This window comes from Corallococcus sp. NCSPR001, from assembly GCF_017309135.1.
Classification (GTDB): Bacteria; Myxococcota; Myxococcia; order Myxococcales; family Myxococcaceae; genus Corallococcus.
This window is the reverse complement of sequence record NZ_JAFIMS010000002.1, coordinates 6455948-6469097: the sequence shown is the minus strand read 5'-3', so window position 1 is coordinate 6469097 and position 13150 is coordinate 6455948. Positions and strand designations below refer to the sequence as shown.

The following is a 13150-nucleotide window of genomic DNA, read 5'->3' as shown; positions in this document are numbered from 1 at the left end:
CACCGGGGCCCGGTGCCCTCCATCAACGCCGAGCGTGTCAGGTGCCCGACAGCCCCCCGGCCCCCCCGGCCGCTTCCCTGCCTGGGGTCCAGGAATGACTCAGGCCCGGCGCTGGATGCGGCCGTCCTTGTCCAGGCTGTAGGGCTCCACGAGGGCGGCCTGCACCTTGTCCTGGTAGCCCTGCACGGCGAACCCGCTCTCCGCCAGCGCCGCCAGCGCCACGGTCTGCACGCGGCGCGCGGTGTCGTCGTTGGTGAGCAACTGGAGCAGGGGCTCGCGCGCCGGCTCGTGCTTCAAGGGGCCCAGGACGTTGATGGCGGCGATCTTCACGTCGTCGGACATGTCCTCCAGGAAGGGGAGGACGGCCGGGGCGACGCGCGGGTCCTGCTTGCCCAGCACGTGGTGGAGCAGCACGACCTTCTTCTCCGGGTCGCGCGTGTAGCGGGAGGACAGGTGCTGGAGCGTGTCGGTGATGACGCCCATGAGCGCGTCCTCGGACAGCAGCTCCTGGAGGATGCGCAGCGCCCAGGACGTGGCCTGATCGCTCGTCTTGAGGAAGGCGCTCACCGGCGCGACGGCGTCCTGGCCGAAGTGCTTGATGAGCTCGAAGGTGTGCTCCTTCTCGTCCGCGTCGGTGGTGAGCGGGTCCACGGTGATGGTGAACCGGCTGAGCAGCACCGTGACGGCCTCGGGGTACTTCATCTCCCCCAACTGCTGCAGGGCCTTCTGTCGCGTGGACGGCTCCCCGTACTTCTGGGTCACCTTGGACTTGAGCTTGAGGGCTTTTTCGGGGCCCGAGCCGCCCGTGAGGAAATCAAAGAGACCCATAGGTACGTACCCGCTCCGGATTCGGAAGAGTGGAGGCGCCATGTAGGACGGTGCGCCTTCCAGGACAAGTGGCAACGACAACTACAACGCGAGCTCCCGGCGGACGTCGCCCCGGTAGGCCCGCGCCAGCGTCTCCGCGGCGGCCCGGACCTCGTCCGTGGCCTCCTCGGGGACCTTCACCTGGAGCAGCAGGTACATGTCGCCCGGAGTGCCGCCCCGGAGCGACGGCACGCCGCGTCCCTTGAGCCGCATCTTGCGGCCGGACTGTGAACCCGCGGGCACCTTCAGCGTCACCTCCCCCTGGAACGTAGGCACGCGCACCTCGCCGCCCAGCAGCGCCTCGGACACCGTCACCGGCAGGTCCAGGTAGAGGTCGTCGCCCTCGCGGCGGACCAGCGGATGCTCGGCCACCTCCGTCTCGATGTAGAGGTCCCCCGGAGGGCCCCCCTGGATGCCCGCCGCGCCCTGGCCGGCAAGCCGCACCTTGGAGCCCGTGACGACGCCCGCCGGAATCTTCACCGTCAGCCGGGTCGTCTCCTCCTTGATGCCGCTGCCACCGCACTGGGAGCAGGGCTCCGGCGCCTTCCCGCTGCCGCGGCAGGTGGGGCACACGCCGGAGCCACCGAACATGGCGCCGCCCCGCCGGGCCCGCCCCGTGCCGTTGCAGGTGGGGCACGTCACGAGCTTCCCGGTGTTGCCCTCGCCGTGGCACTTGGAGCAGCGGCCCGGCCGCTGGAGCGTCAACGTGCGCTCGGTGCCGGTGACGGCCTCCGCCAGGGTTATCTGCACGCGGGTCGTCAGGTCATCGCCGCGCTCGGCCGCGGTGGACCGGCTGCCGCCCCGGCCTCGGCCGAAGAGGTCGTTGATGTCGAAGCCGCCGGCCCCGCCGCCTCCACCCGAGCGCCCGAAGATGTCGTTGAAGAGGTCCCCCAGGTCCACGCCCTCGGTGCTGAAGGGGATGCCGCCGCCGCCGCTGCCCCCGGCCGCCTGGGCTGCGCGGTACTGGCGGTAGGCCGCGGCCTTCTTCTCGTCGAAGCCGATCTTCTCCGCGTCCTCGCCGAACTCGTCGTAGAGCGCGCGCTTCTTCGGGTCTCCCAGCACCTCGAAGGCGGTGTTGATGCGCTTGAACTTCTCCTCCGCCCCCTTGTCGCCGGGGTTGACGTCCGGGTGGTGCTGGCGCGCCAGCTTCCGGAAGGCCTTCTTGAGGTCGTCCGCCGAGGCCGTCCGTGGCACGCCCAGAATCTGGTAGTAGTCGTCAGCCATAGGTTTTTAGGGTGGTGCAGTACCCGACAAGGGAGAACGTAACCAGCGGTGCGGTGAGCGCCAGCACGGGATGTCCGGACAGCACCGCGATGGTTACAGTCGCCGCAAGATGAGGAAGGCCATGCCAGCACCGCGCGCCCGCCGGAAGGCCCCCCTGTGGCTGGCGTGCGGGCTGCTCCCCGCGGCCCTGGGGTCTGGGGGGACCGCCCACGCCGCCCCCCCGCCGCCCGCTCCCGCCGTGGAGGAAGGCAGGGTGGTGGACCGCGTCGTGGCGGTCATCGAAGGCCAGGTCCTCACCCAGAGCGAACTGGAGATGGAGGCCCGGGTGGCGCTGATCCAGCGAGGGGCCGTGCAGGCGGCCGCCCTGCCCCTGGACGAGCAGTTGCTCCGGGGGGCGCTGGAGCTTTCCATCAACCAGCGCCTCCAGGTCCTGAGCGCGGACCGCCTGCAGGCCTTCCCGGCCGAACCGGCGGAGGTGGAGGCCCGGCTGGACGCCGTCCGTGCGAGGCTGGGCGGGGAGGAGGGGCTCCGGCGCTTCCTGGACCGGCATGGCGTGAACCGCGAGGCCCTGGAGGCCGTGCTGGCGCGGGGGCTGCGAGCGGAACGAATCCTCGACAGCCGGGTCCGGTTGAAGGCACAGGTGAGCGAGGCGGAGGTCCGTCACCATTATGACGCCCACCGGGACCTGTACCCCGGTGAGTTCGACCAGGCGGCGCGCACGGCCATCCGCGAGGAGCTGGTCCGGGCGCGCTATGGAGAGCTGGCGGCCCAGGCCCTGGCTGAAGTACGCAAATCGGCGCAGGTGCGGCGGGTGGCGCCCTTCGCGCGGGAGGCACGGCGATGAGACGGCTGCGGGATGACGGGACGCCCGACAAGGGGAAGGGCTTCCTGATCCGGCAGATGACCGTGGACGACATGCCGGCGGTGATGGCGCTGGAGAAGGCGTCCTTCAAGAACCCCTGGTCCACGGAGCTGCTCGGGCGAGAGCTCCAGCACGACTGGTCCACCATCCTCCTCGTGGAGGAGCCCCTGCCCGAAGGCGGCGTCGCCCTGCTGGGCCTGGCCATCTTCTGGATCGTCCACGACGAGGTCCACGTCCTCAACGTCGCCACCGCCCCCGTACACCGCCGCCGGGGCGTCGCGCGCACCGTGATGGAGGAAGTCCTGCGCCGGGGCGTGGCCCGCCGCTGCTCGCTGGCCACCCTGGAGGTGCGCCGGGGCAACGAGTCCGCCCTCAACCTCTACCGCTCGCTGGGCTTCCGGCCGGTCGGCATCCGTCCGAACTACTACGCGGACGAGGGCGAGGACGCGATCGTGATGGTCCTCGACTTCTAGTCCCCTAAGGGAGTAGAGCGTCCGGCCGTCGTCGCAGTCCCAGGTTTTTCGGGTGTGAGGGATGCACCCGGGTCCTCTGGCCGGTTCTGGCCCAGGGGCAGGCCATGCTTGACACCCGGGGGGCCCTCCCTATACTCGCGGGCCTTTTGTGTAGCCTGTAGGTAGATATGCTCCGCTTTCGTGTAGCCGGACGCGGGGTTCCCACGAAGAAGAGGTTTCAGTGCCGACCATCAGCCAGCTCGTCCGCAAGGGCCGCGAGAAGCTCAACATCAAGGGCAAGAGCCCTGCCCTGAAGGAGTGCCCCCAGAAGCGCGGTGTCTGCACGCGCGTCTACACCACGACCCCGAAGAAGCCGAACTCGGCCCTCCGCAAGGTGGCCCGCGTGCGTCTCACCAACGGCATCGAGGTGACTTCCTACATCCCCGGCGTGGGTCACAACCTCCAGGAGCACTCGGTGGTCATGATCCGCGGTGGCCGTGTGAAGGACCTCCCGGGCGTTCGCTACCACATCATCCGCGGCACGCTGGACTCCGTGGGCGTTGCCGGTCGCAAGCAGAGCCGCTCCAAGTACGGCGCCAAGCGCCCCAGCTAGTCCGGTTCTCCCGCGCGTCGTTGGCGCGGAACACCTTCGCGGTACCTGAAGAAGTGTCGGACGCTGGCCCCACACCCTGGGGAGTGTCCCTGGAAGTTCCCAAGCAGTCGTTCTTGAAGCCCCTGAACAAGGCTTTCCTCCAGGCGAGGAGAGTGGGGCGTAAGGGAAGAGATGCCTCGTCGTCGCGTAGTCGCCAAGCGGAAGATTCTCCCGGATCCGAAGTTCCAGGACCGGCTCGTCACCAAGTTCGTCAACGACCTGATGCGCAAGGGGAAGAAGTCCATCGCGGAGGGCGTGTGCTACGGCGCCTTCGCCCTCATGGAGGAGCGCGCGAAGGAAGACCCCCTCAAGACGTTCAAGAAGGCCCTGGACAACGTCAAGCCCGTCCTCGAGGTGAAGAGCCGCCGCGTCGGTGGCGCCACCTACCAGGTTCCCGTGGAGGTCCGTCAGGACCGCCGCGTCGCGCTGGGCATGCGCTGGATCATCTCCTACGCCAAGGCGCGCGGTGAGAAGACCATGCAGGAGAAGCTGGCCGGCGAGATCATGGACGCCGCCAACAACCGCGGCAACGCGGTGAAGAAGCGTGAAGACACGCACAAGATGGCGGAAGCCAACAAGGCCTTCGCTCACTACCGCTGGTAGGTCCCGAAAGGGGCTTCGCGGTTGCCGCCCGGATGCGCTGCCAGCGTCCGGGCGGTTTTGTTTATCTGCCCTGGCAGAAGCCTAAGAGAAGTCCGGAAGGAACCGAGTCATGGCCCGTGAGTTCCCCCTCGAGCGCTACCGCAACATCGGCATCATGGCGCACATCGATGCCGGCAAGACGACCACCACCGAGCGGATCCTGTTCTACACAGGCGCCATCCACAAGATGGGCGAGGTGCACGAAGGCACCACCACCACGGACTGGATGGTGCAGGAGCGCGAGCGCGGCATCACCATCACCTCCGCGGCCATCAGCGCCTTCTGGGAGCGGATGGGCCAGCGCTACCGCGTGAACATCATCGACACGCCGGGGCACGTGGACTTCACCATCGAGGTGGAGCGCTCGCTGCGCGTGCTCGACGGCGCCATCGCCGTGTTCGACGCGGTGAACGGTGTCGAGCCGCAGTCGGAGACGGTGTGGCGCCAGGCGGACCGCTACAAGGTCCCGCGCATCTGCTTCATCAACAAGATGGACCGCGTGGGCGCGGACTTCGAGATGTCCGTCGGCACCATCAAGGAGAAGCTGGGCGCGCGTCCCGTGCGCATGCAGCTGCCCCTGGGCGCCGAGGACAAGCACAAGGGCGTCATCGACCTGGTCCGCATGAAGGCGCTGGTGTTCCAGGACGCGGAGCAGGGCAGCCGCTTCGAGGTCGTGGACATCCCGGAGGAGTACCGCGACGCCGCGGAGGCCGCGCGCGGGGAGCTGCTGGAGGCCGCCGCCGAGCAGGACGACGCGCTCACGGAGAAGTTCCTCAACGGCGACGAGCTCACCGAGGACGAGGTTCGCGGCGCCATCCGCAAGGGCTGCGTGGGGCTGAAGCTGTTCCCGGTGTTCTGCGGCTCGGCGTTCCGCCACAAGGGCGTGCAGCCGCTCCTGGACGCAGTGGTGGACTACCTGCCCAGCCCGCTGGAAGTCCCGCCGATCCACGGCAAGACGCCCAAGGGTGAGGACGCCATCCGCGAGACGCGCGACGACGCGCCCTTCAGCGCGCTGGCGTTCAAGATCATGAACGACCCGTCCTTCTCCTCGCAGACGCTGACGTTCCTGCGCGTCTACTCGGGGAAGCTGGAGGCGGGCACGGCGGTGTGGAACTCCGTGAAGGGCAAGCGCGAGCGCGTCAGCCGGCTCGTGCAGATGCGCGCGGACAAGAAGGATGAACTGACGGAGTGCTACGCCGGCGATATCTGCGCGGTGGTGGGCCTGAAGCTGGCCACGACGGGCGACACGCTCTGTGACGACAAGCAGCAGATCATCCTGGAGCGGATGGAGTTTCCGGAGCCCGTCATCGACATCGCCATCGAGCCGAAGTCGACCGCGGATCAGGACAAGATCATCCAGGCCCTGCAGCGGCTGGCCATGGAGGACCCGTCCTTCCGCGTGCGCTCCAACGAGGAGACGGGCCAGACGCTCATCGCCGGAATGGGCGAACTGCACCTGGAAATCATCGTCGACCGGCTCCTGCGCGAGTTCAAGGTGGACGCGAACATCGGCAAGCCGCAGGTGGCCTACCGCGAGACGGTGACCACGACGAAGGAGGCGGAAGGCAAGTACATCCGCCAGGCGGGCGGCAAGGGGCAGTACGGCCACATCAACCTGCGCGTGTCCCCGAACGAGCCCGGCAAGGGCTTCGAGTTCGTCAGCACCATCACCGGCGGCGCCGTGTCCAAGGAGTTCGTGGACGCCGCGCGCGACGGCGCGAAGGAGGCCATGCAGAACGGCCCCGTCGCCGGCTACCCCATGGTGGACGTGAAGGTGGAGGCCTACGACGGCTCCATGCACGACGTGGACTCGTCGGAAATGGCCTTCAAGATCGCCGGCTCCATGGCCTTCAAGGACGCGGTCCGCGCGGCGAACCCCGTCCTGCTGGAGCCCATCATGGCCACGGAGGTCGTCACCCCGGAGGCCGCCATGGGCGACGTCATCGGTGACCTGAACGGCCGGCGCGGGAAGATCCTGGGCATGACCCCCCGGCCTGGCGGCGTGCAGGCCATCCAGGCGGAGGTGCCCCTGGCCGCCATGTTCGGGTACTCGACCGACCTGCGGAGCAAGAGCCAGGGAAGGGCGACCTACACCATGCAGTTCAAGCACTACGCACCGGCGCCGAAGTCAGCGCTCAACCCGAGCTACTGACCTCCCGCCCGCTGAGGAAGCCGCCGGGCGAATTCTGTTGACGTTCCAGCGCCTTTGAAGCACACGCAGCACCCTTCGGAAGTTCTCCCGAAGTCCTATACCGCCGGGGTCGCACCGGCGGCGTCGTGAGGAGCGGTTCATGTCCAAGGAAAAGTTCGATCGCAGCCTGCCCCACGTGAACATCGGAACGATTGGGCACGTGGACCACGGCAAGACGTCGCTGACCGCCGCCATCACCAAGGTGCTGGCGAAGACCGGTGGCGCCACGTTCCTGGCGTACGACCAGATTGACAAGGCGCCGGAAGAGCGCGAGCGCGGCATCACCATCTCCACGGCGCACGTGGAGTACAAGACGAAGAACCGTCACTACGCGCACGTCGACTGCCCGGGGCACGCCGACTACGTGAAGAACATGATTACGGGCGCGGCGCAGATGGACGGCGCCATCCTGGTGGTGTCGGCGGCGGACGGCCCGATGCCCCAGACGCGCGAGCACATCCTGCTGGCGCGCCAGGTGGGCGTGCCCTACATCGTGGTCTTCCTGAACAAGGTGGACCTGCTGGACGACCCCGAGCTGCGCGAGCTCGTGGAGATGGAAGTCCGGGACCTGCTCAAGAAGTACGAGTTCCCTGGCGACACCATCCCCATCGTCCCCGGCTCCGCGGTGAAGGCGCTGGAGGGTGACACCAGCGACATCGGCGAGCCGGCCATCCTGAAGCTGATGGAGGCGGTGGACAGCTACATCCCGACGCCGCAGCGCGCGACGGACAAGCCCTTCCTGATGCCGGTGGAAGACGTCTTCTCCATCGCCGGCCGTGGCACGGTGGCCACGGGCCGCGTGGAGCGTGGCGTCATCAAGGTGGGCGAGGAAGTCGAAGTCGTCGGCCTGCGCGCGACGCAGAAGACGGTGGTCACGGGCGTCGAGATGTTCCGCAAGCTGCTGGACGAGGGCCGCGCGGGCGACAACATCGGCGCGCTGGTCCGCGGCCTCAAGCGCGAGGACATGGAGCGTGGCCAGGTGCTGGCGAAGCCGGGCAGCATCACGCCGCACACCAAGTTCAAGGCGCAGATTTACGTGCTGTCGAAGGAAGAGGGCGGCCGCCACACCCCGTTCTTCAAGGGGTACCGTCCGCAGTTCTACTTCCGCACCACGGACGTGACGGGCACGGTGAAGCTGCCGGACAACGTCGAGATGGTCATGCCGGGCGACAACATCGCCATCGAGGTGGAGCTCATCACCCCGGTCGCGATGGAGAAGGAGCTCCGGTTCGCGGTTCGTGAAGGCGGTCGCACGGTGGGCGCGGGCGTCGTGGCGGAAATCATCGCGTAGTACTCAGGCTGCCAGCTCTCCGGTAGGGCCCTTGGGGGCCGTTCCGGGGAGCCGGTGGGAATCCAGTTGCAACCCACGGGGTGTGGTGGTACACACCGCGCCCCTTCGTTCCGAAGAAACGGTTCTCTGAAATCCAGGCGTTGACGGGCGTACCGCCTCACGGTTCCCAGAGGTCGTTCAAAGAGGTTCTTGCGAATGGCGACACAGAAGATCCGCATCCGGCTGAAGGCGTACGACTCGAAGCTCCTGGATCAGAGTGCTGGGGAGATCGTCGAGACGGCCAAGCGCACGGGCGCCAAGGTGGCCGGTCCGATCCCCCTGCCGACGCGCATCAACAAGTTCACCGTGTTGCGTTCGCCGCACGTGGACAAGAAGAGCCGCGAGCAGTTTGAGATCCGCACGCACAAGCGCCTGCTCGATATCCTCGAGCCGACCCAGCAGACGCTGGACGCGCTGATGAAGCTGGATCTGTCTGCCGGCGTTGACGTCGAGATCAAGTCCTAGGAAGCGGGATGGCGTCGGAGTGGTTTCACTCTGACCCCCGAGGAAAGTGCCATGGCGAAGTTTGACGTAGTCGACCTGGATTTGAAGAAGGTGTCGGAGATCGAGCTCTCCGACGAGATCTTCGGCGCCGAGCCGAACACCCACCTGTTCTACGAGGTGGCGAAGATGCAGCAGATCAACCGGCGCCGCGGCACGGTCGGGGTGAAGAACACCTCGCTCGTCAGCGGCGGCGGCAAGAAGCCCTGGAAGCAGAAGGGCACCGGCCGCGCCCGTCAGGGCTCGATCCGCGCCTCCCACTGGGTGGGCGGCGGTAAGGCGATGGCCCCCAAGGCCCGTGACTACTTCTACCGGCCGCCCCGCAAGGTCCGCCGCGGTGCCCTGCGCGCCGTGCTGTCCCTGCGCGCCCGGGAGAAGCAGCTCATCATCCTGGACGGCTTCAAGCTGGACGCCCCGAAGTCGAAGCAGGCCTTCGAGGTGCTCACGCGCCGGATGAAGCTCCAGAACGCGCTGGTCATCGACGAGCGTGGCAACACCAACCTGCACCGCAGCGTGCGCAACCTGGCGAAGTTCGACGTGCTGCCGCCCGAGGGTCTCAATCTCGAGTCCGTGCTCAAGCACTCGCACATCGTCCTGACTTCCGCCGCCGCGAAGACGCTCGAGGGGTCCCTGTCATGAATCTGAACGACGTCATCAAGGGCCCGCTCATCACGGAGAAGCTGGACAAGGCCCGGGAGAAGTTCCGCCAGTACTCGTTCATCGTGGACCGCAAGGCCACGAAGCACGACGTGTCCCGCGCGGTCCAGTCCCTGTTCAAGGTCACGGTGGAGGGTGTTCGCACCAACATCGTGCGTGGCAAGACGAAGCGGGTGGGCAAGAGCATCGGCCAGCGCCCCAACTTCAAGAAGGCGGTCGTCACCCTCAAAGAAGGTGACAAGATCGAACTCTTCGAAGGGGGAGCGGTCTGACGCCACTGGCGACAGATCCGCCTGAGAGGAACACACCATGGGCATCAAGAAGTACAAGCCGACCAGCGCCGCCCGCCGTCTGATGACGGTGTCCGACTTCGCGGACATCACCAAGGACTCGCCGGAGAAGGCCCTCACCGAGCCGCTCAAGCGCTCGGGTGGCCGCAACGTTCACGGCCACATCACCCGTCGTCACCAGGGTGGCGGTCACAAGCGCCGCTACCGCACGATCGACTTCAAGCGTCGTGACAAGGACGGCGTGCCGGCCAAGGTGGTCGCGGTCGAGTACGACCCGAACCGCACGGCCAACATCGCCCTCCTGCACTACGCTGACGGCGAGAAGCGCTACATCCTGGCCCCCGTGGGCCTGAGCGTGGGCGACACCGTGTTCGCCGGCGCCACCGCCGACATCCGGCCGGGCAACAGCCTGCCGCTGCAGAACATCCCGGTGGGTACGGTCATCCACAACGTGGAGCTGAAGCCGGGCCGTGGCGCCCAGGTCATCCGCTCCGCGGGCACCTCCGGCCAGCTGATGGCCAAGGAAGACCGTTACGCCCAGGTTCGCATGCCTTCCGGTGCCGTGCGCAAGGTGCTCATCGAGTGCCGCGCCACCGTCGGCCAGGTGGGCAACATCGAGCACGAAATCATCCGCATCGGTAAGGCGGGTAAGAGCCGGTGGCTGGGCATCCGGCCCACCGTCCGCGGTCTGGCCATGAACCCTGTCGACCACCCGCACGGTGGTGGTGAGGGTAAGTCCGGCCAGGGTAACCCGCACCCGGTGTCTCCGTGGGGCAAGAAGACCAAGGGCCTCACCACGCGCACCAACAAGCGCACCGACAAGTTCATCGTGAGCGGCCGCCGCCAGGGCGCGCGCAGCCAGTAAGAGGATTTGAAACATGGCTCGTTCGATCAAGAAGGGTCCGTTCGTTGACGATCACCTCCTCAAGAAGATCGAGGGGATGATCGCCGCGAACAAGAAGGCGGTCGTCAAGACCTGGTCCCGGCGCTCCACGATTCTCCCTGAGTTCGTGGGTCACACCTTCGCCGTGCACAACGGCAAGAAGTTCATTCCGGTGTTCGTGACGGAGAACATGGTGGGCCACAAGCTCGGCGAGTTCGCTCCTACGCGCACCTTCGGCGGGCACTCGGCGGAGAAGAAGGTCGCCAAGGCCCCGGGCAAGTAGCCCGTACCTACGCCTGAGAGCCTGAGGAGATGACCATGGAGTCGACTGCACATCTGCGTCACCTGCGCATGAGCCCGCGCAAGCTGTCCCTCGTCGCGGCGCTCATCCGGGGCAAGCCTGTCGAGGCCGCCCTGAACATCCTGAAGTTCACCCCGCGCGCTGCTGCGCGGCCGGTGGAGAAGCTCATCAAGAGCGCCGTCGCCAACGCGACGGACCTGTCCAAGGGCCAGGTCGACGTGGATACCCTCTACGTCAAGACCATCTCCGTGGACCAGGCCGCCACCCAGCGCCGGTTCATGCCGCGCGCCATGGGGCGCGCGACGCCCATCCAGAAGAAGTCTGCCCACGTCCACGTCGTGCTGGCCGAGGCCAAGAAGTAGGACCCGTCGGGCCCCGCCCGGACGCACCAAGGAGATTCAGTTTGGGACAGAAAGTACATCCGATCGGGTTCCGGCTCGGCGTCATCAAGACCTGGGACTCCAAGTGGTTCGAGCACAAGAACTACGCCCAGTGGCTCCACGAGGACATCCGCATCCGCGAGTTCGTGAAGAAGTCGCTGAACCACGCGGGCGTGTCCAAGGTGGAGATTGAGCGCGCCGCCAACAAGGTGAAGGTCAACGTCCACACCGCGCGTCCGGGCATCGTCATCGGCAAGCGCGGCGCTGGCATCGAGACCGTCAAGAAGGACCTCCAGCAGTTCACCAAGAACGAGGTCTTCCTGAACATCGTCGAGGTCCGCAAGGCCGAGACCGACGCGCAGCTCGTGGCGGAGAACATCGCCACGCAGCTTGAGCGCCGCATCGCCTTCCGCCGCGCCATGAAGAAGGCGCTGCAGACCGCGATGAAGTTCGGGGCCAAGGGCATCCGCGTGGCCTGCTCTGGCCGCCTGGGTGGCGCCGAGATGGCCCGCTACGAGTGGTACCGCGAGGGCCGCGTGCCCCTGCACACCCTCCGCGCGGACATCGACTTCGGCTTCGCCGAGGCCAAGACGACCTACGGCAAGATTGGCTGCAAGGTCTGGATCTGCAAGGGCGAGGTCCTCCCCGGCAAGGGCGGCCAGGCCCCCCAGGCCACCAACCGGTAAGACGCCCCTGTGGGGCGGGCCCTAAGAAGCCCGCCCTGCACGCGAGGCACGAAGGACATCGACCATGCTTCAGCCTGCTCGAACCAAGTACCGCAAGATGCAGAAGGGCCGCATGTTCGGCTCGGCCCACCGCGGCAGCGACCTCACCTACGGTGAGTTCGGCCTGGTGAGCCTCCAGCCGGGATGGATCACCTCGCGCCAGATCGAGGCGGCCCGTATCGCGATGACCCGCCACGTGAAGCGCGGCGGCAAGATCTGGATCCGGATCTTCCCGGACAAGCCCATCACGAAGAAGCCCGCCGAAACCCGTATGGGTACCGGTAAGGGTGGCGTGGAGTACTACGTCGCGGTCGTCAAGCCGGGACGCGTGCTCTACGAGATGGAGGGCATGACGTCGGAGATCGCCACCGGTGCGCTGAAGCTGGCGCAGGCGAAGCTGCCGGTGCTCACCAAGATCGTGCGCCGCAGCGAGCTCTCGCTGTAGTCACGCACCGCCGGGACGGGCGCTCCACCTGGTGACAGGGGAGGACGCCCGCATCCCGCGCCGAGGAGACCAAGATGGCGACTGCGAAGGAACTGAAGGAACTGTCGACGGACGACCTGCAGAATCGCGCGAAGGAGCTGCGCGACACGCTGGTCCAGGATCGGCTCAAGCGTCGGACCGGCTCGCTGGACAGCCCTGCGGAGGGCGTGCAGCACCGCCGTGATCTGGCCCGCATCCTCACCGTCCTGGGCGAGAAGGCCCGGGCCGCGAAGGCGGGGTAGTAGTAGCAGTGCATCCGCGGGCATCCGGGCTCACCCGGGTGTCCGTGGCCATCCGGGCAGAGGGCCCGGGTGCATGACAGACAGTGAGAACCAACATGGCTGAAGCGACCGAAACGCCCGCTGCCGAGACCTCCACCCGGGGTCGTCCCAAGACCCGCGTGGGCATCGTCACCTCCAACAAGATGCAGAAGACGGTGGTCGTCACCGTCCAGCGTCGTGCTCCCCACCCGAAGTACGGGAAGATCATGAGCCTGCGCGAGAAGTACAAGGCGCACGTCGAGGATCACGACTACCCGAAGAAGGTCACCATTAACGAGGGTGACCGGGTGCGCATCGCCGAGACCAAGCCCGCTTCGAAGGACAAGCGTTGGCGCGTGGTCGAGGTGCTGGAGAAGAGCAAGAACGTCTAGGTAGGCCACACCGCGTCCGTGCGCCATGAAGCGCGTGGACGGGTTCGAGCAAGAGGA

The 13150-nt window shown here is 67.1% G+C and carries 18 protein-coding genes; 16 read left to right on the top strand and 2 right to left on the bottom strand.

Annotation, left to right across the window (positions count from 1 at the left end):
- Positions 1-99: 99 nt before the first annotated feature.
- Together JYJ93_RS27905 and JYJ93_RS27900 are read right to left on the bottom strand one after the other, a co-directional pair.
- A complete protein-coding gene (locus JYJ93_RS27905; protein ID WP_206797074.1) occupies positions 100-828 on the bottom strand; it encodes a HEAT repeat domain-containing protein in 729 nt (242 codons plus the stop codon).
- 81 nt (positions 829-909) lie between these two features.
- The gene (locus tag JYJ93_RS27900) at positions 910-2091 is read right to left on the bottom strand and encodes a J domain-containing protein (RefSeq protein ID WP_206797072.1); all 1182 of its coding nucleotides are present in this window, start codon (positions 2089-2091) and stop codon (positions 910-912) included.
- Positions 2092-2344: 253 nt separating this feature from the next.
- On the opposite strand from JYJ93_RS27900, the gene JYJ93_RS27895 reads away from it, so the two are divergent.
- The 16 genes from JYJ93_RS27895 to rpsQ all read left to right on the top strand — a co-directional run bounded on the left by JYJ93_RS27895 (position 2345) and on the right by rpsQ (position 13093).
- Positions 2345-2935: a hypothetical protein gene (locus JYJ93_RS27895; protein WP_242543949.1), complete on the top strand. Its 591-nt coding sequence runs from the start codon at positions 2345-2347 to the stop codon at positions 2933-2935.
- Entirely contained in the window at positions 2932-3426 is a 495-nt protein-coding gene (gene rimI, locus JYJ93_RS27890) for a ribosomal protein S18-alanine N-acetyltransferase (protein ID WP_206797068.1), read from the top strand. Before JYJ93_RS27895 ends, rimI begins: the two co-directional genes overlap by 4 nt.
- 220 nt (positions 3427-3646) lie before the next feature.
- Positions 3647-4018: a 30S ribosomal protein S12 gene (rpsL, locus tag JYJ93_RS27885; protein ID WP_014395857.1), complete on the top strand. Its 372-nt coding sequence runs from the start codon at positions 3647-3649 to the stop codon at positions 4016-4018.
- 171 nt (positions 4019-4189) lie between these two features.
- Positions 4190-4660, top strand: a complete 471-nt coding sequence (gene rpsG / locus JYJ93_RS27880; RefSeq protein ID WP_014395858.1) for a 30S ribosomal protein S7 — start codon at positions 4190-4192, stop codon at positions 4658-4660.
- Between the two features lie 109 nt (positions 4661-4769).
- Positions 4770-6851, top strand: coding sequence for an elongation factor G (gene fusA / locus JYJ93_RS27875; RefSeq protein ID WP_206797060.1), 2082 nt, complete (start codon positions 4770-4772; stop codon positions 6849-6851).
- Positions 6852-6990: 139 nt separating this feature from the next.
- The gene (tuf, locus tag JYJ93_RS27870) at positions 6991-8181 is read left to right on the top strand and encodes an elongation factor Tu (RefSeq protein WP_143901324.1); all 1191 of its coding nucleotides are present in this window, start codon (positions 6991-6993) and stop codon (positions 8179-8181) included.
- A 195-nt stretch (positions 8182-8376) separates the two neighbouring features.
- Complete coding sequence (gene rpsJ / locus JYJ93_RS27865; protein ID WP_002633608.1) at positions 8377-8685, top strand: 30S ribosomal protein S10; 309 nt, start codon at positions 8377-8379, stop codon at positions 8683-8685.
- Between the two features lie 51 nt (positions 8686-8736).
- Positions 8737-9360, top strand: a complete 624-nt coding sequence (gene rplD, locus JYJ93_RS27860) for a 50S ribosomal protein L4 (protein WP_206797058.1) — start codon at positions 8737-8739, stop codon at positions 9358-9360.
- Positions 9357-9650: a 50S ribosomal protein L23 gene (locus tag JYJ93_RS27855; protein ID WP_120523548.1), complete on the top strand. Its 294-nt coding sequence runs from the start codon at positions 9357-9359 to the stop codon at positions 9648-9650. The genes rplD and JYJ93_RS27855 overlap by 4 nt, the downstream gene beginning before the upstream one ends.
- 37 nt (positions 9651-9687) lie before the next feature.
- Positions 9688-10533, top strand: coding sequence for a 50S ribosomal protein L2 (gene rplB / locus JYJ93_RS27850; RefSeq protein ID WP_120586477.1), 846 nt, complete (start codon positions 9688-9690; stop codon positions 10531-10533).
- A 13-nt stretch (positions 10534-10546) separates the two neighbouring features.
- Entirely contained in the window at positions 10547-10834 is a 288-nt protein-coding gene (gene rpsS / locus JYJ93_RS27845; RefSeq protein ID WP_014395864.1) for a 30S ribosomal protein S19, read from the top strand.
- Between the two features lie 35 nt (positions 10835-10869).
- A complete protein-coding gene (gene rplV / locus JYJ93_RS27840) occupies positions 10870-11214 on the top strand; it encodes a 50S ribosomal protein L22 (RefSeq protein ID WP_014395865.1) in 345 nt (114 codons plus the stop codon).
- A 41-nt stretch (positions 11215-11255) separates the two neighbouring features.
- A complete protein-coding gene (gene rpsC / locus JYJ93_RS27835) occupies positions 11256-11918 on the top strand; it encodes a 30S ribosomal protein S3 (RefSeq protein ID WP_014395866.1) in 663 nt (220 codons plus the stop codon).
- A gap of 64 nt (positions 11919-11982) precedes the next feature.
- A complete protein-coding gene (gene rplP, locus JYJ93_RS27830; RefSeq protein WP_206797056.1) occupies positions 11983-12402 on the top strand; it encodes a 50S ribosomal protein L16 in 420 nt (139 codons plus the stop codon).
- A gap of 74 nt (positions 12403-12476) precedes the next feature.
- Positions 12477-12683 carry a 50S ribosomal protein L29 gene (gene rpmC, locus JYJ93_RS27825; protein WP_014395868.1) on the top strand — a complete coding sequence of 69 codons (207 nt, stop codon included), beginning with the start codon at positions 12477-12479 and terminating at the stop codon, positions 12681-12683.
- An 83-nt stretch (positions 12684-12766) separates the two neighbouring features.
- Positions 12767-13093, top strand: coding sequence for a 30S ribosomal protein S17 (gene rpsQ, locus JYJ93_RS27820; RefSeq protein WP_169821648.1), 327 nt, complete (start codon positions 12767-12769; stop codon positions 13091-13093).
- The last annotated feature ends 57 nt before the right edge of the window (positions 13094-13150 follow it).

Coding starts and splice junctions, on each gene's coding strand:
- rplP (WP_206797056.1), top strand. CDS start 11,983: ATGCTTCAGCCTGCTCGAACCAAGTACCGCAAGATGCAGAAGGGCCGC.
- JYJ93_RS27905 (WP_206797074.1), bottom strand. CDS start 828: ATGGGTCTCTTTGATTTCCTCACGGGCGGCTCGGGCCCCGAAAAAGCC.
- JYJ93_RS27900 (WP_206797072.1), bottom strand. CDS start 2,091: ATGGCTGACGACTACTACCAGATTCTGGGCGTGCCACGGACGGCCTCG.
- rplV (WP_014395865.1), top strand. CDS start 10,870: ATGGAGTCGACTGCACATCTGCGTCACCTGCGCATGAGCCCGCGCAAG.
- rpsJ (WP_002633608.1), top strand. CDS start 8,377: ATGGCGACACAGAAGATCCGCATCCGGCTGAAGGCGTACGACTCGAAG.
- fusA (WP_206797060.1), top strand. CDS start 4,770: ATGGCCCGTGAGTTCCCCCTCGAGCGCTACCGCAACATCGGCATCATG.
- rimI (WP_206797068.1), top strand. CDS start 2,932: ATGAGACGGCTGCGGGATGACGGGACGCCCGACAAGGGGAAGGGCTTC.
- rpsS (WP_014395864.1), top strand. CDS start 10,547: ATGGCTCGTTCGATCAAGAAGGGTCCGTTCGTTGACGATCACCTCCTC.
- rplB (WP_120586477.1), top strand. CDS start 9,688: ATGGGCATCAAGAAGTACAAGCCGACCAGCGCCGCCCGCCGTCTGATG.
- tuf (WP_143901324.1), top strand. CDS start 6,991: ATGTCCAAGGAAAAGTTCGATCGCAGCCTGCCCCACGTGAACATCGGA.
- rplD (WP_206797058.1), top strand. CDS start 8,737: ATGGCGAAGTTTGACGTAGTCGACCTGGATTTGAAGAAGGTGTCGGAG.
- rpsG (WP_014395858.1), top strand. CDS start 4,190: ATGCCTCGTCGTCGCGTAGTCGCCAAGCGGAAGATTCTCCCGGATCCG.
- rpmC (WP_014395868.1), top strand. CDS start 12,477: ATGGCGACTGCGAAGGAACTGAAGGAACTGTCGACGGACGACCTGCAG.
- JYJ93_RS27855 (WP_120523548.1), top strand. CDS start 9,357: ATGAATCTGAACGACGTCATCAAGGGCCCGCTCATCACGGAGAAGCTG.